This window comes from bacterium (assembly GCA_016708315.1).
Lineage (GTDB): Bacteria > Zixibacteria > MSB-5A5 > CAIYYT01 > CAIYYT01 > JADJGC01.
In genome coordinates this window covers 454,582-472,282 of the sequence record JADJGC010000023.1, presented here as the reverse complement: position 1 = coordinate 472,282, position 17,701 = coordinate 454,582, and the positions used below count along the sequence as shown (strand labels likewise).

Sequence of the window (17,701 nt, the reverse complement as noted above, 5' to 3'; positions counted from 1 at the left end):
TGTAAATCATCGCTAAAGAGGATTAATGATGCCGACATTGACGGCAGTCGAATGGCGACGCTATTCTGGGGGAAGTTCTGGCGGAAGAAGTTGTGTCTTAAACGACCTGATTCGGATCATTTGCCACTGTCGGTTTGTTGCCCGGAGTGACCTTTTCTTTCAACTTGCGCAGAACATCCTTGAGCCGCTCCTTGTCCTTCGGCTCGACGATTCGCAGCCAATTCACCAGCGCCACAAACGCCAATAACAGCGGCAGCTTCACGAAGCTAATCACGAGCGTATACAGCCATGGAAAACTAAACTGCCCGATGATTCGCCACTCGCCGAAGTACTTCAGTTCGTTCTGCTCAATGACGAGATTTGCCGCATACAAACCCACTGCAATCACCGTCATGTTGACAAACTTGCCGAGCTCATAACGCATCGGATACACGCGAATCGAAATGTACCAGTTGATCACTGCCAGCACGAAATACGTTCCCACCGAAGCCCACGCTGCTCCCATACCGCAATAGTTCGGTATCAGTGCAAAGTACAACCCAACGCACACCGCTGTCGTCACGCCGTGCCAAATCTTCAAATGCGTCTTCTTGCTATAGTAAATTCCCCCGTCAACGAAACTCGAAAATCCCTGGAACAGATAGCCAAGCACCACCACCGGCACGATCACATAGCACGCTTGATAATCCGGCCCCACCATGATCCACACCAGTTCGCGCGCATACATGCTCAGCGCCAGTCCGGCAAGACAATAGGCAAGCATCGAATAGGTCGTCAGCCGCGCCAACTGCTTGGGACCCTCGTCGCTCCGCAATTGCTCGACCATGCGCGGACTCCATGCCCTCAATATCGGACTGAAAATCAGCACCCCCAAAACTTGCGCAATTCGATAGCCCGCCGAGTAAACTCCGACTTCTGATTTGCCGCAATATTCGTTCAATACAAATCTGTCGCCCGATGCAATCACGAACGAGTACAGCCCAAGAAACGAAAACGACCACGTAAATTTCAGTATCTGCCCGGTAAGCTGTTTGTCCATCACCCGCGCTGATTTCCAAAACACCCACACGCCGATTGTCAGCGCAAACACCGCCACACTGACAATCTGTGCCCACAGCACCGCCGCAACCTTGTCGTCCATCATTGTCAGGAATGCTATATTCAGAAGCAGCGTCGTCACAAAGCGCGAGGTCGAAATCGCGATGTACTTCTTCGGCTGTTCCGTCGCCTGAAAATACAGGAACGGCACGACGAAACTCATATCCAGCACATAGCGCACCGCAACCAGCACTATATACAGCCCGAACTCCGGCGTATTAAACAGCAGTTCCGACAGCGGCACGCGCAGCACCGCCATCACTGCTGCAACCAGCACCGCAATCCCCACCACCACGTACATCGAGGTCGATGTCACCCGCTTGCGGTAGTCCTCGTCGTTCTTGTCGCGGAAGAAGCGAATGTAGGTTATCCCGTACTGCGTCAGCAGTAACAGCGAGACAATTTCGATAGTGCGATTGAGAATCTCCAGCGTGCCGTACTGGTCTGTCGGCATTAAGCGGCTATAGATCGGCAGAAGTATAAACCCGATCCCATAATTCAGCGCCAGCCCCGATCCGTAAATCAGTATCTGCGACAAAAACGAGGCCGGCTTATTCGTCGCCATCGGCTTCCGCTTCCTCTTTCGGCGCCCGTTTTGCCTTCATCCGCTCCAGCGCCGGCAGGACCCGCGCCTTGAGTTGATACATCAGCCGCGATTTCAATCCCGAATGGAACACCCAAAACTGCGAATGTGGCCGCACCTTTTTCGTCCAGTAAAGCTTGTAGTCATAAATCGTCCCGGCAAAATCATACGTGCTCATGCCGCGCTCGCAAAGACGCTCCAGCACCAGCGCCCGCAACACCGTCCCCGGCGAATATTGCCGGAACTCCGGATCATAATCCGCCGCGATCGGCAGCACATATCCGCCCGCCTCGAACGCATACTCGAAAGCCGCATACTTCTCACCCAGCTTCAACAGCCAGATATTGATCCAGCCGTTCGCAATCGCCGCTTCTGTAATCAGATCGTAAAACTTGATTCGCCGCTCGTTGCCGCCCATGTCAACCCCTTGTTGACCTTTCCAACTGATCTTGCTGATTTCGTAACACTGCTTCAGCGCCGCGCGCACATCGCCGCTGGAAGCACACTCTACCAGTTCAAACTTCTCCATCTTGGCTTTGGCGCGATTGAGATTCCGCCGCAAGTTCCGCCCGAACGATCCCGACACCGCTTCCCAGCCTGCGCCCAGATCCAAATAGGGCGATATCCGTTCCGGCAATTCCACATAGCGCGCGCCCCGTTTGCGCAAATACGCAGTCCACTCATCGTACCCGCTGTTGCCCTGCGCAAAATTCGCCAAAACCGCCAAATCCCAACGACCCGACAGCCGGAACACTTCGTCCCACAACAGCCCCAGACTTTCCGCCGGTTCAGTCGGCAGAAGAAAACTCGACCGCGGCGTGATCCCGTTCTCGATGAATCTCAGCGCCCGCTGTCGAATCCCCTTGATCCGCATTGGCACAATCATCAGCGGAAGCGCCCCGCAAAGCTTGTCCTCGCGATACAGCGCCGCAACAAACATCTCGGCGCCGCCGCCAAAAGCCTGCCACCAGCAGTCGTACCATTCGTGCCGAAGCCACACGCTTGAGGCAGAACTCCCTTCAAGCAGCCTGTTCCATTCCGCCTTAAGACCGCAAAACTCCCGATAGTCGCTAATTATCTTGATCTCAGCGCCCATCTGTCCCCACTTGTGTCGCGAAGTTAGACAATACGCGCTCCGCGAGTGCGTCTGCCAATGGAGATGAATAGCCGACGACTTGTTTTTGGCCAATTGGTAAGCAATGATAGGTGCAGGCCACAGAATCGAAAGTACCTTGACTCACCGTCATTCTTCAAGTTGATCCTGCCATTTGCCTTAAAAGATGCCTCGTTGAGCTTGTCAATAATGCCATATCGAACACTGCGACCCTCGCGTTTGAACCAGTCGCAGACGGCGGCCGAACATCCTCGATACAAACTGTGACCGCGAAGTTCGGCAAGCGTAAATGAATTGTATACGTAGACTCCTTCCGGCTCGCAATCGAGGGTAGTTCCGGCGCCGTCAAGATAAAGCCGTCCGGTCGATGCCCAAACCATTGAACACACCATACCATCCTCTCTGACGGCAACCCCGCAGTAGTCGCCTGCACCAAGTCGTTCCCTTACAGTCTTTGCGCTAACTCCAAGTAAGGCGAAGTTTTCTGCATCAGACAAGTCGGCAAGTCGAAATCGAAATGCTTTAGTGTCAGGTGCGACTACATCAAGGTCATTTGCAAGGACTAAGTAAGCATGTGTATATCGGAAGAACCATGCCGGTAAACGCCATGTTAGGGCATAGAAGATAGAATCGAGACCACCTTCTCGAACTTTTTTCTGCCAAGTGCGAAGTCTATCTCGAAGTGAAGTCTCCGTCATACTCTAATCCGAGAGATTATTTTCATCTACTGACTATAAATCCTGTCCAACTAATACACAAGACACAACATGTCATCAACAAGCGCTTGCGCAGATCAATTTAGTCCGTATTCTGTCCGAATGAAAATCAATGTACTCAAATTTGAAGAGCACTTCCAGAATCGGCCATCTCTTATTTTCTTGCTCGCTCTTGCAATCAATACCATAGCGTATTTGCTGTCTCATAACTATATCGACGGCGACACCCATTCACGTACGATAATGGCGCTGAACTGGCTTAAGTCGCCATTCTTCATTTACGGTCCGAATGATGTCACATGGGTATTCGCTCCGCTCCACTGCTATCTAAATGCGGCTATAATCAGCATATGGCACGAACCAACTGTCTCACCGCGAATCCTCTCGTTAGTGCTAACTTCGTTGACCATCTTTCCGCTGTATCATTCCGTTCGCTTCGAATTCGGTGTTCGCGCGGCATTCTACTCTGCTTTGGCTTGTTGCTTCTGCACACTCTTCATTCACCCGGCGGCGATTGCCGCCAGCGAAGGTATCAATCTCTTCTTGGTATTTTGTTCTATCTACTTCTTCCTGCTATATCGTCACTCGGCAAGTTGGCGTAATCTGTTCTTATCGGCAATTTTGGGCATGGTTGCAACAATGATGCGTTACGATAGCGGTCCGCTCATTTCGATGATGACTATTCTACTGGTCATTTACGCATTCAAAGATAGCGCAAATCAGCACGGAACCAGCCGAACAAACGCCGTGATTAAGGCGATTACTTTCGGCCTCATCAGTCACAGCTTCGCTCTTATGTGGGTAATCGCTCAGTGGGTTAACCTTGGACATCCTTTTCATATGACGGTCGATAGTCTTGACGTCAACGTCATTAAGCATCATCTCGCCAACCGAGGATGGTTCGGGCTAATTCTGTATCAAACGGCTTTTCTACCCGGTGTTATGCTATTGAGCATTCCATTTCCGGCGTTCTTAGCTTCGGCCGTCGGCCTTTTTCAAACCCTCAAAAAACGGCACTTTCCGCTTTTGTTTTGGCTCTTGAACGCAATGGTCATTTACTATCTCGTGACATTCGTACTCACATTAGCCCGTTACCCATTGGCTCGATTCGTGACTCTGCCAACTGTTCTATTCCTTTGCTTTTCCGGAATTGGAGTTTCATTCTTGGTTGATCGACTATCAGAAAGAACTCGAAACTCATCATCCCAATCGCGATTGGGATGATGATTGCAACGCCTGTGATTCTTGGGTTCTTTTCGCGGCCCAGCGAAAACGCGATTGCCGAGAAACTCCGTGCTGTAAGCCCGTTGACTAATCCTCCCGACTTCTATTTCGAGACTCTAAGGGAATGCGAAGTTTTGCTTCGGTCTGGCGAACGACTCGTTCTCGATACTCGCAACTATTACCATCGACTGCTCTATCTCGATTTGTATGATTACTCAGATTCTATTGACTGCAATTGGCCATCGCCCGACTCGCTGCTTTCCTTCATCAGATCACGACAACCAGATTACTTGTTACGAGCAGACTACCCCAATACCGACAAGGGTGTCTTTGACACCCGTTGCGGAAGTGAGTTCACGAATTCCGGCGGCGTACTCTACCGCCTCCGGCATCGAGCTGGCGTATATGCTATCTATGAACGAGATTAAGTCTCAGACTGACAAAGTTGGCTCAAGATCCATTTCATGACGTAAAACAGATGCTGGCCGCAATAGTACCTAATACTGAATTGTGTGTTCCTACTGACCAATATGGTCAAATGGTTGTTACTGAGCATGTTGGCAAAGCCCTTGGCGTTAACTAGACGTTGATGTTCAAACGGAGTACAGCAACGCAATGGATCGTCCGATATAAGTCAATGATATGAAGAGGGTTCCATTGCCGTTATCAGGGCACGAGGATTGCTCGCTATTAATGATAAAGACGACTATAATAATTTTCAGGTTGCGGTCAAGCGTCGTTCATCAATTTGGTTTCTCAGCGCGGAGGCTGTTCTTGTGATTCGTTCAATATTGCGAAGTCTCGTCTTTCTAATAGTCCCTTACTTGCTATTTACAGCAGAACAGGCGACACCGCTCACGCAATCCTTGCGTTCCGGCGCAACGTTTGCCGGTGTCGACGGTTCATGCAGATTCGAAAAGCCGGGCGATCCTGATTGGCTGTTTCAGAGATACACTTGCATTGTCCCGTACGCAGAATGCCCAAACAACATCGAAGATTGGCGAGCTAAATCTCCCGGTAGTCAACTTTACTACTACGTCTCCGGTACTGACATGCCGTCATATCGGAGTAGTTCTTCGACGCTTTTTAACGGCGGGAAGAAGGCCGCTTGGATTCGCGATAGAATAGTTGCACTCGGTGGAATCCAAGAAGAAGCCTACATGCACTTCTACAATGACACACGTCTGAGAAATTGGAATGGATCTTCGTGGGACACGCTACTAATTCGCGGAACTTACTCGATGACTATTGCTGCCAAAGACTCAGTGAGTCGCGTCCCGAACAACTACATTCAGTATCTGTTCATGGCAATGAACACCTACACCTCTCCGGCGAGACTCTCCCCTAATTTTAGTAGTCCGCGACTTCGGCAAGCTTACAAAGAATTCCTTACTCTCATCTTCAGCCCGGAAGGTGCGAGCAACTGGCCTGATCGGACTGGCTATTGGGATGGTGTCTATTTCGACAACTATGCCTTTGCTGGAATGAAAGGCTCAGGGTTTGTCTCTGGAGGACTCGTCGTCGAAACCGGAACCACCCCCACAAACCTGCTGAGTTTCGCAACCGACACATTTGGTGATTGGGGTTGGCAACTCATGATGCAGTTTGGCAGGGAAGTCAGAGACACTCTTCATACTGCCGACCAATGGTCTATTGACCATAAGAAAAAGTATCTCTCTTACAACTTCGGCAACTATCACAAGACCGTTCTTGAAGACCCCGAAGTGTCTGGTTGTGACCTCGTTCACTACGAGTATGGTTGGGATCCGGTTTTCTGTAATAACGCCAGCGTTCACCGGATGGAAAACCTTTATACGCGTGATTCTCTTGCGGCAAGTAGGGGAGTAACCTATTTTTGGAGTTCGGTCCCGCGCACATCCTATGGGCAAGGCTCCACAACACTAAAAAGTGCAATGTACAACAATTTCTGTTTCTACCTTGCTGCTCGTTCAGATTCCACTTGGTTCTTCATTCGTCCAGCAGTAGGCAACGCCTACGGTGCATTCCTCAATCCCGGCTTTGATACGCTCTCATGGATTCCTGCCATGGGGCACGAACTTGGATGGCCCGCACAGCGCTACCAATTAGCGGCCACCGGCCCTGCCGTCGATCAATCCGGCGGCTCCTACAAAGTCTGGTCGCGGCAATATCCCTATGGCGTAGTCTATATCCGCCCCGTTGACGGATTCGATGCCAAATGGGGATCGCAATCGACGCCGGTCACCGTAAACCTGGGCGGAAACTACCGCCAACTCCAGACTGATGCCACCCTCGGCCCGGTCGTCACCCAAATCTCTTTGCGCGGCGGCGAAGGCGCAATCATGCTTCCCGCGACCACCGGCGAATGCACCACACCGCCGACCGTCCCGTCACCGACGACACCGGCAAGCGGCGCTACTGCGCCCTCGACAACGCCCTCGTTGTGCATCACCAGTTCAACCCAGACCAACTGCTCGCAATCCATCCGCTACCACTTCCAGGTTTCGACTTCGAGCACCTTCGCAACCATCGCACAAGAAAACAGCGCCGTCGCGCACGTCGCCGGAACTTCCTGCTGGCAAGTCCCTGTCGCATTGAGCAACTCAACAACCTATTACTGGCGCAGTCGCTCCGGCAACGGCACAAGCTGGTCTGCGTGGTCTGCTTCGCGAAGCTTCGTCACTCCCAGCGGAGTCAACACCGCGCCTTCAACGCCGGTCGCAAATTCACCCGCTGCCGGTGCAACAGTATCAACGCGCCAGCCGAGTCTGGTTGTCAACAACTCAACCGACCCCGAAGGTGCAACCTTGACCTATCAGTTTCAAGTCTCGCAGTTTTCACTCTTCAATTCGATAACTACCCAAATCACCGCCGCCGCGCAGGGCGCCACCACAACGACTTGGCAAGTGCCGGTCAACTTGAACAACGTCACGACCTATTTCTGGCGGGCGCGTGCATTTGATGGCGTTAACTACTCCGGCTGGTCATCCACTCGGTCATTTTATGTCAACACTTCTGCCGCCAACACCGCGCCGACGACGCCGACAATCAATGCTCCGTCGCACAATGCAACGGTCAACACTGTCAACCCGATCTTGCGCGTCAACAACGCAACCGACGCCAACGGCAATACGTTGACTTATCAATTCGAGCTTTTCGATTCAACCTTGTCGACCCAGTTGGCGCTTTCACCGGTCGTCGCTCAAGGCACCGGCACCACCGGTTGGGCGGTGACTATCAATCTCACTAACAACATTCGCTATCGCTGGCGTGCGCGCGCTTATGACGGCCAAGCCTGGTCCAGCTACATGACGACCGCCGATTTCCGCGTCGTCACGCAAGCCAACTCGCCGCCTTCCGTACCGGTACTGATGACCCCGACCAACAACCAGCAGATCGTCGGCTCACCAATCATGTTGATGACCAACAACTCGACCGACCCGAACGGCGACGCTGTCACTTACAGCTTTCGCGTATTCTCCGACTCGATCTTGACCAAGCAGGTCGAGCTTTCGCCTAATCGCCCGCAAACAAGTCCCTACACTTCCTATTACACCACCGGCTCGTATCTTCACAATACCGCCTATTGGTGGACTGTGCGTGCATACGATGGCTCCGCCTACAGCAACTGGGCAACGGCGCGCAAGTTCGTCCATATCGATGCCGTTCTCGACGTCAACTATTCCGTCTCGTTGATCTCGCCTGCCAACGGCGCCAAAGAGATGTCAGCCACGCCGACCTTTCGCATCGGACTCAACTCCAATGACGACACCGTCGCGTGCCTTTTTGAGATCGGACTCGATAACAGTTTCAGCGCAATCCACGAGGCTGGAAATGTTGTCGGATACAATGGTTTTGCCGAATGGATTCCCAAGCGGGAACTGGAAAACGAATCTACGTATTACTGGCGGGCAAAAGTCTCAGACGGCGGCTACTCCGATGTCGCCAGCTTCTCTGTCAATTCACCGATATTCGCCTCGCCCAATCCCTTTTCATATCTTGATGGGGAAATCACTTTCCACAATCTACCGGAAAACTCACGACTTGAGGTCTACACACCATCCGGCGACAAAGTCGCCGAGATTAACAATCTGGTCGGCGACTTCCGCTGGGATGTTCGCAATTCCTCCGGAGAACGTCTTGCCTCTGGAGTCTTTCTGTACTACGTCACCTTTGATGGCCAACGCTTTGGCGACAAGTTCATTGTCGTGCGTTAGCCAATCAAGTTACTTGACTACTTAGCCCGCTTACAGAGAATTTCAATCATCTTGAATTCTGCTGCGCCGCCGGTCATTTCCGGATTCTTGAAGATGATCGACCACGAATGAGTGTCCTTGTCGATGACCTTAATCACGAAGTCATACTTCTGAACCATATTCATTAGCGGATCGACGTCTTCACCGTACAGCGTCATCGTCGATGTCTTGGGATCCATCGTCCCTGACGCCGAAACCGAATAAGTTCCTTGCGTGTCAAATGCGACCAATGTGTATTTCTTGGAGCGTCGGTCGAATCCTAAGATTTGCATCGTCTCGCTGTCCATTCCAAAAATCTTGCCTTTGGATGTCGACTGCAGGAATCGTCCGCCAAGTATCAAATTGAATTCGCCTGTGAGATTGCTCTTCATTGGCTCGGCTCCCGGCTGCGGCCACATTGTCAATTCCATGTTCCATTTGCCTGCCATGTCATTGAGTAATTGATGCTCCGGACCCGGCTGCGCCAGTTCCATGTAGGTCGCCATCAGCTTCTGCAATGAATCCGGTGATGGCGCCGCCTGTTGCGCCGACACCGATACCGTTAATGCCATTACTACCACAATTGCTACAGCCGCAATCTGCCGCATAGTTCAACTCCTGAATGTTTGAATGCTTGAGTTTCGTGTTTATCGCTTATTGCGATGCTAAGATTGTTGTGGGAATAATAACGTAGAGAGGCTAAGTCTGCAATTACTTTTGTGAGTTGTAAGCCGAGACTGCCTGCTTTGAAGTCAATGCTTGTGAGCTTGAGTATACCGCCGGCGCGACGCTCAAGTCTTCTCCAGAAGAATGTATCAAGTGGTTCCGGAACGAGTTCACTGCCTCCGCTGCCTGAATCAGCGACTTCGCGACGCTCGAGGAATTTCCGCGCCGCAACACATCATAGATAGCGGTTTCGGTCTGCAGCAAAAACTCATCTTCAGTGAAGGCCTTCTGCTCCATTTCAAATTCGAATTCCTTCGTGCGTATGAAATCGTTAACCGATTGATACCGCCCTTGGGGAGACAATCCAAACACTCCTTCACGTTGAAGATGCTCAAGTACCCTCATTCCTTCAGCATTCGGATCTTCACCGAGTTCCGGCGGCATTTCAGGAATCAAAGCCAGTGTTAATTTCTTGACGTAATCTTCCAGATCGATAGGGTACGGCTGCTCAATCGCTTCATAGACCGGTCTCTGAGCAACCGGTACTTGCTGGGCCGGTAACTGACTTTCAGCCGTCTTCGGCGTAACGTCGGTGGTAGTGTTCGCCTGCGGCTTGACACTTCCAGCAGCTTGGAACTGAAGACTATTGTAAAAATCGTCGTGAATGCGACGACGAATCGTGTACATGTCCTGATCTTCTTGCGGCGCAATGCCGTTGTTTGATCCCGCACCATAACCTGTGGTAGCGTCAGTAGAGCTTTGATGCTCCTGACTATCGGCAGCTGAAGCCATCGAATTCGAAAGATCGTGAGGCTCACCGCCGTTCAGAAGCTCATCATCACTTTCCAAGCTGCGCGCCTTCGCTTGTTCGCGCAACTTCTGCATGAATTGCTCCAGAACACTGAGGCTCTTTGTTTGGGCTGCCGATTCACGATTCTTGACCGCATTGTCGGTCACACGTTCCTTGGCAACATCATATTGTTTGAGTATGCCCTCACGATGCGACTTTCTCAGTTGCAGTTCAGCGTCTTGGGCATCTTGATAGGCTGCCTTCGCTTCTTCGCCCATTGAACTGGTTTTTGGAGCAGTGGATGATTCAGACGAGCGCTTGAAATCATCCGTCTGATTCTTTTCAGAGTGGACGACTCTGCCGGCGCTTCCATTCGGTTCAGCCGGCAATCCCAGTTGGGTTTCAGCTCGCCCGGAATCCTGTACCCTTGAACTTCTCTTATGTCGATTGGCGGACGACGAATCCGACATCTCTTTTCGCAAATCCGAAGCGCCGACTTGATTGGCGCTCCCGTCACCAGCCTCCGCATGAAGACCCAGCTGACGGGAAATCCTCTCGCCGGATTGGTAGACATTGGTGATGTTTGCTCTGATCGAACTCATTACTTCCTGCTCGCCAGTCGTTAAATTTCATTTGCCCAACCAAATAGAAGCAAGAATCGTACCCATCGAAAAGGTGTTGAACCGCAACGACATCACTTGGCACAATCTTCCGCTGGTGGGGAGTGAATCCCACATTACTGGCGAACTCCCATTGTCCATCCTACTATTCAATCCCGCCATTTTGATCGCTGTGTGGGATTCATACACTTCTTATGGCGCTCTCTCCCTAGTTTCTCTTCGAAACAAATGAAACAAATCCTACAGTGCTCTTAGGCAATTCTGTCCAACTCGTGTTTCGACAATGATTTACAGAATCGGGTCCTCGCCGTTCTCGCTGCGGCAAGCCTGTTGCTTGTATTAGTAGCGTCAAGGAAGGTAGGAGGTTGTCATGTCGTCGGTGCAGGGCGGTTTTGCGGGAATGAATACGGTGCGGAATATCTCATTGATTCAGCGCAGTATCAGCAAAACTTCGCATCGCGTTCCTCCTGCCCAGGATGAAATCGATGAGAATAGCGCGCTCGTCGAGACTCCGGAACCGCCAAATGAGATGGCGATTTCGCAGCAGATGCGTTCACAAATCGGTTCGCTGACCGACAGTCTGCGTTCGTTGGAGTTCAAAATGGGGCGCAACGAAGCCGCTGCCGGAGCTATCGGCGGACTGATCGAAAAGGCGAAGGAGATGCGAGAGGTGGCTGTCGAAGCTGCCGGGGAAGTGGTCGTCAATGCCGAACGTGGCAAGGCATTTCAGGCTTCATTTGACGCTGTTGTAAGCGAATACAATGATATGCTTGCGCAGGCCAGTTTCTCCGGGAAAAAGCTCCTCGATGGCTCATCCGATGCTGCCGCGAATCTACGTCCCGTGGCACAGCTTGATGTCTCCTCCGCCGAGAGTGCAAAGGATGCGGTCAAGGACGTTGACCGCGAACTGCGGTCGCTCAAAGAAGCACTGGTCTCATCTGAGGCAAAGACTCAGAGCGAGTACGAAGCCACTGTCCGAAAATTCGAGGTCGCTTCCCAGAATCTCTCTGCCGCCGGATCACAAGTTCGTGACCGGGAATCAGCCGCTGAGCAGGCGCAATTCATGAAATTAGTCGTACAGGAGCATTCGAGCCTTGCAGCTGCTGCTCAGGGCCAAATGTCTTCCGACACGGTTTTCAAGCTACTGCACGCTTGACGTGCAGACCGGACCTCCCCTGTAGGTGTTTTCACACCTGATGCGCTTTCTGCCTGAGAAGCCCGGGATCCCCTCCCGGGTTTCGATTTTTTGTATCGGAAATGTTAGTTCTGGAGCCAACGATTGAGTTGATCGGGAAATATCTGCCGTCCCACGTCGAAGGTATGCTCGTGAATCGTGCCTGACTTGCCGACCACGAGCTGCAACGGAAAGTCCGTCACGTCGTGATTGTTCCAGAAGTATCTCGCCGTGTCGCAGTAAAGACGAAAGTTCATTCTTCTTTCTTGACTATACAACGCCGCGTCTACCGGATCCATATTGCAGATTCCGATCACTTCCTCAGCGCTCACCGACCTTTTATCTACCAGCCCCACCCACTTGCTGATCATCCCTTCACAGCTGTTACAGCCCGGGTCAAGAAACAAGACTACCTTACCACCTTTGAGCAATTCCGATGTGCTAACAGTGTGACCGTCGGTGTTTGTCAAATTGGTAGTCGGAAACCTTTGACCAATCAGTAAACGGTATTTCTCGGTCGTTTTCGAAGTCTGTTGTGGTGTGGAATTGTCGGAATCTTCGTAGTAGTTCTGCAGTTTGTCTTTCCCTACGATCCAATAGACCATTCCGGCGACTGCAAGCACGGTGATGACAATGATCAGTTTCTTCATGCGGGTAACGTAAGAGGGAAGTCCAACCTATGACTTAATCGGCTGTCCGCATCCGCCTTTACAGCCGGCACAGGCAGCAATCTGTTCAGTGATGACATCGACATCGATTTCTGCATTCATGATCGTCTCGTCGCCATCATATGCAACATCCGCTACCGCGCAGGACTCGCCTTTTCCGCCGGTCAATCGGCCCGTCAGTACTTCCAGCGTCGCCTGGACAGCAAACAAGTGCTTCAACCGCAAGAACTCAAGCACCTCATCGTCTGTCCGGTCAACTGCCAGCAGACTCTCGGCATCTACCTCGAGCAGCTCATCAACGCTCATTCCGCGCAAGATGTCTATTAACAACGAGTTGTTGCCGACGCCCTGACCGCACGACTTCTTGACAAACTGGTAGTCCTTGAGTCGATCGCGGTCATCTATAACAACCTGAATTAGCTCTACAACACTGTTACAAGGCATCTCGTATAGTCCTCGATTCAATACAATACGATGAGTGATTTCTGCCCCACGATTAGATACGCGATTTAGTCCGGCTTTTCAAGTACAAACTAATACTTGACATCTTACACCATTATTGCTATTACTCCTGCAAGTGTCGAAAACTCCGCTGGTCCAAGTACCGGGGAAGGCTTTATGACAGGTATCAAGAATATCGAGGATTTCCTTGCCAGAAAAAGACTGGCAATTGTTGGGATCTCCCGGGATCCACGCGATTTCAGCCGAACAGTTTTCCGCGAGTTTCAATCCAGACAATTCGAAGTTTTCCCTGTGAATCCGCTGGTTTCACTCATTGACGACCACCATTGCTTCTCGGAACTAAAGGAAATCCACCCGCCGGTCGAATCCGTTCTCATTATGACACCGCCCAATGTCACCGAAGACATCGTTCTTCAGTGTCGCGATGTTGGTGTCAAGTCAGTTTGGCTGTATCGAGCCGCCGGCGCCGGAGCATCGAGTCCCAATGCGATCTCGTTCTGTAAAGAACACCATATCGATGTGATTGAAGGACGCTGCCCGATGATGTTCCTCTCTGACACTGGTTATGTCCACCGAGTCCATCGTTTCTTCTCCAAGCTTACCGGCAACTATCCGAAATGATCTTGGCGCCGAGATCCAGCCTATATTTTCAATGGGTTCTGCCGTTCAATTCATCTATAATCCTGTATCATCTTCAACAACGCTCAGGCGCGTCATCGAATTGCGCGTTTTGGCGTACTATATGATAGAACTTATGCGCCAGAATCGGCGCCACGGAAAACAACTTGTAGCCATCTCTGGAGGCTTGATGAAATCACGAGTTAGAGCGCTGCCCATTGCACTGCTCGCAATCGCTGTCTTGGTGTGTCCGCTTCTGGGCGCACAGCAGGCGCCATTGCTGACCGCCATGAAGACTGAGCTTGACCGCTCATTCAAGGCCCTCGCAAATGCCGACTCTATTCCACTTTACTTCCTTGCCTATCACGTCACCGACACCGACCGCCATTCCTTGACGGCGTCCTATGGGGCTCTCTCCAAGGAAGACGAGTCACGCAGTCGCGTCCTCGACATCGATCTGCGTGTCGGAACTTATGATCTCGACAACACGCGGGAAATCCGCGGTGGATTTGGTTTCGACTTCAATTTCAGCCAGTCGCCTGAGTTGCCGCTCAGCGATGATGAAAAGGCTATTCGCACGGTGATCTGGAATGCCACCGATCAGGACTACAAAGCCGCTTTGCAGCAATACACCAAGGTCAAGACTAATCAGGAAGTTATGGTTGAGCAGGAAGACACTGCCGCCGACTTCTCGCGCGAACAACCGGAGAACTACATAGGCGAAACCGCCGCTGCTGTTCTTGATGCCGAAGTCTGGAAGAGCCGTCTTCGCGAGATGAGTTCGCTTTTCAAAGAGTACAGCTTTGTCGAAGAATCGAGCCTCGAGCTTCAACTTACCAACGACAATCGCTTCTTCGTCTCCAGCGAAGGCTCCATGATCCAGACTGGTCAATCCTATGCCCGCCTTTTCGTGCGCTGTGAAGGCACTGCTTCCGATGGAATGCGCATTAGCCGCTACGAGAGTTTTGATGCTTCTGATCCGGCTGATCTGCCCGGCGACGAAATGATCATTGCTACGATTCAGCGATTGATCGGCGAACTCGACGCACTTCTCAAAGCGCCGCTTGCCGAGCCATACATCGGCCCGGCAATTCTGGTGAACCGCGCCACCGGTGTCTATTTCCACGAAATCTTCGGCCATCGCATCGAAGGACATCGCCAGAAATCTGAAATGGAAGGCCAGACCTTCGCGAAAAAAGTCGGCGAGAAAATCCTCCCCGATTTCATCGATGTATATGACGATCCAACACAGGCCGAATTCAACGGCATATTCCTGCGCGGCCACTATCGCTATGATGACGAAGGCGTCAAAACCTCGCCGGTTACCGTCGTCGAGAAAGGCGTTCTCCGTAACTTTCTGCTCTCGCGCTCTCCCGTCAAAGGCTTCCCCAAGTCCAACGCCCATGGCCGCAAGCAGGCGGGGATGGATGCTGTCGCTCGGCAGGGCAATCTGATGGTCAAATCATCAAACGAAGTATCATTTGACAAACTGGTGGAAATGCTTCGTGAAGAATGTCGAACTCAGAACAAACCGTACGGATTGATCTTCTATGATATCTCCGGCGGCTTCACCACCACATCTCGCTTTGGTCCACAGTCATTCAAAGTTATCCCGTTGTTGGTCTACAAGTGCTACACCGACGGTCGTCCGAACGAAGCGATCCGCGGCGTCGACATCGTCGGCACCCCGCTTTCGAGTTTCGCCCGTATCGTCGCCACCGGCAATGATTACGAAATCTTCAACGGCACCTGCGGCGCTGAATCAGGTTGGGTGCCTGTCTCGGCGACTGCGCCAAGTATCCTTGTCTCCGAACTGGAGGTTGAGAAGAAGTTTAAGGAGCAGGAAAAGCCACCGTTGCTCCCACCTCCGTACAAGCCTACTAAGACCAGCGATGCCGGACAGGAGGGCAACTAATCATGCGCATGAATATCTTTGCTCCAATCCTGATGGCCGTCCTGCTTTGCCTGACTGCCGCATCATCACTTCTCGCCGATGTCCGCAGCGACTTGTTCTTCAAAGTCCTGGAGGACGAAATCCAGCGTAATACGTCGCAGTTAGTGATGGAGAAACTCGAACGTCCTTACTTCATCGGCTACACCGTCGACGACATCCAGCAACTGGAAGTTTCCGCCAGCCTCGGACAGCTCCTCCAGTCGCGGATGGAGCGCAGCCGTTATCTCACCACCGACTTGCGTGTTGGCGACTACAAACTTGACAACTCGAATTTCATCTCTGGATTCTCAAGTTTCGGTACCGACTTCACGTCGCTTCCTATCGAAGATGACTACGACGCCATCCGCAATACGATTTATCTTGCCACCGACAAAGTCTATAAGTCGGCGCTCGAAAACCTCTCCAAAAAGCGCGCCTACTTGCAGTCGCGCGTTATCAACGATCGCCCAGACGATCGTATCAAGTTTCCGGCGAACAAATTCCTCGACAAGCCGGAAGTGTTCGATGTCGAAGCCGAGTTCTTCGAAGAATTGGCGAAGCCGATGACCGAGGTCTTCCGTGCCTATCCCGCAATCATTTCTTCAGAGTTGAACATCACCGCCTCTGTGGTCAATCAGTACCTTGCCAATAGTGAAGGCACGCGCACCTTGCGTGGCGACCGCATCTACGGTTTTAGCCTGTCAATGTCGGGTCGCTCGACAGACGGTGAAGATGTCATCAATTCTGATCGTATCACCGTCAATGACTTCAAGCGCATTCCCGATCGCGCGCAGTTGATCGCTTGGGCAAAAGCCAATGCCGAGAAAATGAACAGCATGATCAACGCCGATACGCTTGAAGACTACATCGGTCCCATCATGTTCTCAGGTGAAGCCGCTGGTGAATTTCTGCGTCAGCTGTTCTCCAAGAATGTCTCGAATCAGCCCGGACCGGTTTATGAAAATGATCAGATGAGTTCAATGATGGGTGCAGGCTCCGACTTTGGAAACAAGCTTAACCGCCGCGTCTTGCCGACTACGATGAATGTCTACAATGACCCGACGCTGGAAAAGATCGGCGACATGCCTTTGATCGGTTCCTACGAAGTTGACGATGCCGGCAATCCACCGCAGCGTGCCACACTGGTCGAAAACGGCAAGCTGGTCAACCTCCTGATTGGTATTACACCAACCAAGAAGGTCAAAGAAGCTAACGGCAGCGCCCGCGGTGCCGTCAGCAAAGATGTCACGGCGAAACCCTCGAATCTGATCTTCGAGTCGACCGACAAAATCACCACCGACAAACTCAAGAAGAACCTGATCGCCATGTGTAAGGACATCGATCTTCCATATGGAATCTTAGTCACCAAGTTGCAGGATATGGGCACCCCGACGGGAGGCTTCCAATTCTTCGGTCAGGAACTCGGTGGCACTCCTGATGCCGGCTTGACTCAACCTTATGAAATCTTCCGCGTCTATGCCGACGGTCGCGAAGAGCCTCTCCGTGGTTTGCAATTCACTGATGTCAATGTGCGAATCCTTCGCGATATCGTGCAAACCGACAACAGCCGCTATGTCTACAATTACCTGATTGGCAATGACTATGAAATGCCGGCAACGATAGTGACACCGTCTCTCTTAATTGAGGAGATGGAGTTGAAGAAGATCGACACCAAGGTCAAGAAGCCGCCGGTCTTACCGTCGCCTTTGGCCGAGAACTAAACAATCGCGTCGTAGCACTTAACTACGACTCTTTGTCACAAAAAAAGTCTCCCTGTCCACGACAGGGAGACTTCTTCATTTCGAGTGCTACATTCTCGCG

Annotated in this window: 14 protein-coding genes; 7 read left to right on the top strand and 7 right to left on the bottom strand. The window is 51.7% G+C overall.

Annotated elements, in window-relative coordinates; all coding sequences use genetic code 11:
• Nucleotides 1–97 precede the first annotated feature (97 nt).
• The 3 genes from IPH59_14340 to IPH59_14330 are packed head-to-tail and all read right to left on the bottom strand — an operon-like array spanning nucleotide 98 to nucleotide 3,493.
• Nucleotides 98–1,663 (bottom strand): oligosaccharide flippase family protein, encoded by a 1,566-nt coding sequence (locus tag IPH59_14340; GenBank protein ID MBK7092874.1) that lies wholly within the window; start codon nucleotides 1,661–1,663, stop codon nucleotides 98–100.
• Nucleotides 1,650–2,777, bottom strand: a complete 1,128-nt coding sequence (locus IPH59_14335; GenBank protein ID MBK7092873.1) for a GNAT family N-acetyltransferase — start codon at nucleotides 2,775–2,777, stop codon at nucleotides 1,650–1,652. Before IPH59_14335 ends, IPH59_14340 begins: the two co-directional genes overlap by 14 nt.
• A gap of 23 nt (nucleotides 2,778–2,800) precedes the next feature.
• A complete protein-coding gene (locus IPH59_14330; GenBank protein MBK7092872.1) occupies nucleotides 2,801–3,493 on the bottom strand; it encodes a hypothetical protein in 693 nt (230 codons plus the stop codon).
• 120 nt (nucleotides 3,494–3,613) lie between these two features.
• Between IPH59_14330 and IPH59_14325 the strand changes: the two genes are divergently transcribed.
• From IPH59_14325 to IPH59_14315, 3 genes are all read left to right on the top strand, one after another.
• On the top strand, nucleotides 3,614–4,735 hold the full coding sequence (locus IPH59_14325) for a glycosyltransferase family 39 protein (protein ID MBK7092871.1): 1,122 nt from the start codon (nucleotides 3,614–3,616) through the stop codon (nucleotides 4,733–4,735).
• Entirely contained in the window at nucleotides 4,732–5,163 is a 432-nt protein-coding gene (locus IPH59_14320) for a hypothetical protein (protein ID MBK7092870.1), read from the top strand. Before IPH59_14325 ends, IPH59_14320 begins: the two co-directional genes overlap by 4 nt.
• A 348-nt stretch (nucleotides 5,164–5,511) precedes the next feature.
• On the top strand, nucleotides 5,512–8,931 hold the full coding sequence (locus IPH59_14315) for a hypothetical protein (GenBank protein ID MBK7092869.1): 3,420 nt from the start codon (nucleotides 5,512–5,514) through the stop codon (nucleotides 8,929–8,931).
• A 17-nt stretch (nucleotides 8,932–8,948) separates the two neighbouring features.
• On the opposite strand, the gene IPH59_14310 is transcribed toward IPH59_14315, so the two are convergent.
• The gene (locus tag IPH59_14310; GenBank protein MBK7092868.1) at nucleotides 8,949–9,557 is read right to left on the bottom strand and encodes a DUF1579 domain-containing protein; all 609 of its coding nucleotides are present in this window, start codon (nucleotides 9,555–9,557) and stop codon (nucleotides 8,949–8,951) included.
• A 103-nt stretch (nucleotides 9,558–9,660) separates the two neighbouring features.
• Nucleotides 9,661–11,007, bottom strand: a complete 1,347-nt coding sequence (locus IPH59_14305) for a hypothetical protein (protein ID MBK7092867.1) — start codon at nucleotides 11,005–11,007, stop codon at nucleotides 9,661–9,663.
• Nucleotides 11,008–11,395: 388 nt separating this feature from the next.
• Here IPH59_14305 and IPH59_14300 point away from each other — a divergent pair, with 388 nt between their 5' ends.
• Nucleotides 11,396–12,181: a hypothetical protein gene (locus IPH59_14300; GenBank protein ID MBK7092866.1), complete on the top strand. Its 786-nt coding sequence runs from the start codon at nucleotides 11,396–11,398 to the stop codon at nucleotides 12,179–12,181.
• Nucleotides 12,182–12,285: 104 nt separating this feature from the next.
• Here the strand turns inward: IPH59_14300 and IPH59_14295 are convergent, their stop codons facing one another.
• Nucleotides 12,286–12,849, bottom strand: a complete 564-nt coding sequence (locus IPH59_14295; GenBank protein ID MBK7092865.1) for a redoxin domain-containing protein — start codon at nucleotides 12,847–12,849, stop codon at nucleotides 12,286–12,288.
• A gap of 27 nt (nucleotides 12,850–12,876) precedes the next feature.
• Entirely contained in the window at nucleotides 12,877–13,311 is a 435-nt protein-coding gene (locus tag IPH59_14290; protein MBK7092864.1) for a hypothetical protein, read from the bottom strand.
• Nucleotides 13,312–13,485: 174 nt separating this feature from the next.
• On the opposite strand from IPH59_14290, the gene IPH59_14285 reads away from it, so the two are divergent.
• The 3 genes from IPH59_14285 (at nucleotide 13,486) to IPH59_14275 (ending at nucleotide 17,601) form a co-directional block, all read left to right on the top strand.
• The gene (locus IPH59_14285; protein ID MBK7092863.1) at nucleotides 13,486–13,950 is read left to right on the top strand and encodes a CoA-binding protein; all 465 of its coding nucleotides are present in this window, start codon (nucleotides 13,486–13,488) and stop codon (nucleotides 13,948–13,950) included.
• Between the two features lie 187 nt (nucleotides 13,951–14,137).
• Nucleotides 14,138–15,862 (top strand): peptidase U62, encoded by a 1,725-nt coding sequence (locus IPH59_14280; GenBank protein MBK7092862.1) that lies wholly within the window; start codon nucleotides 14,138–14,140, stop codon nucleotides 15,860–15,862.
• A gap of 2 nt (nucleotides 15,863–15,864) precedes the next feature.
• On the top strand, nucleotides 15,865–17,601 hold the full coding sequence (locus IPH59_14275) for a hypothetical protein (GenBank protein MBK7092861.1): 1,737 nt from the start codon (nucleotides 15,865–15,867) through the stop codon (nucleotides 17,599–17,601).
• Nucleotides 17,602–17,701 lie beyond the last annotated feature (100 nt).

Excerpts from the sequence above, each read along its gene's own strand:
- IPH59_14340 (MBK7092874.1), bottom strand. The coding sequence starts at position 1,663 with ATGGCGACGAATAAGCCGGCCTCGTTTTTGTCGCAGATACTGATTTAC.
- IPH59_14335 (MBK7092873.1), bottom strand. The coding sequence starts at position 2,777 with ATGGGCGCTGAGATCAAGATAATTAGCGACTATCGGGAGTTTTGCGGT.
- IPH59_14330 (MBK7092872.1), bottom strand. The coding sequence starts at position 3,493 with ATGACGGAGACTTCACTTCGAGATAGACTTCGCACTTGGCAGAAAAAA.
- IPH59_14325 (MBK7092871.1), top strand. The coding sequence starts at position 3,614 with ATGAAAATCAATGTACTCAAATTTGAAGAGCACTTCCAGAATCGGCCA.
- IPH59_14320 (MBK7092870.1), top strand. The coding sequence starts at position 4,732 with ATGATGATTGCAACGCCTGTGATTCTTGGGTTCTTTTCGCGGCCCAGC.
- IPH59_14310 (MBK7092868.1), bottom strand. The coding sequence starts at position 9,557 with ATGCGGCAGATTGCGGCTGTAGCAATTGTGGTAGTAATGGCATTAACG.
- IPH59_14305 (MBK7092867.1), bottom strand. The coding sequence starts at position 11,007 with ATGAGTTCGATCAGAGCAAACATCACCAATGTCTACCAATCCGGCGAG.
- IPH59_14300 (MBK7092866.1), top strand. The coding sequence starts at position 11,396 with ATGTCGTCGGTGCAGGGCGGTTTTGCGGGAATGAATACGGTGCGGAAT.
- IPH59_14295 (MBK7092865.1), bottom strand. The coding sequence starts at position 12,849 with ATGAAGAAACTGATCATTGTCATCACCGTGCTTGCAGTCGCCGGAATG.
- IPH59_14290 (MBK7092864.1), bottom strand. The coding sequence starts at position 13,311 with ATGCCTTGTAACAGTGTTGTAGAGCTAATTCAGGTTGTTATAGATGAC.
- IPH59_14285 (MBK7092863.1), top strand. The coding sequence starts at position 13,486 with ATGACAGGTATCAAGAATATCGAGGATTTCCTTGCCAGAAAAAGACTG.
- IPH59_14280 (MBK7092862.1), top strand. The coding sequence starts at position 14,138 with ATGAAATCACGAGTTAGAGCGCTGCCCATTGCACTGCTCGCAATCGCT.
- IPH59_14275 (MBK7092861.1), top strand. The coding sequence starts at position 15,865 with ATGCGCATGAATATCTTTGCTCCAATCCTGATGGCCGTCCTGCTTTGC.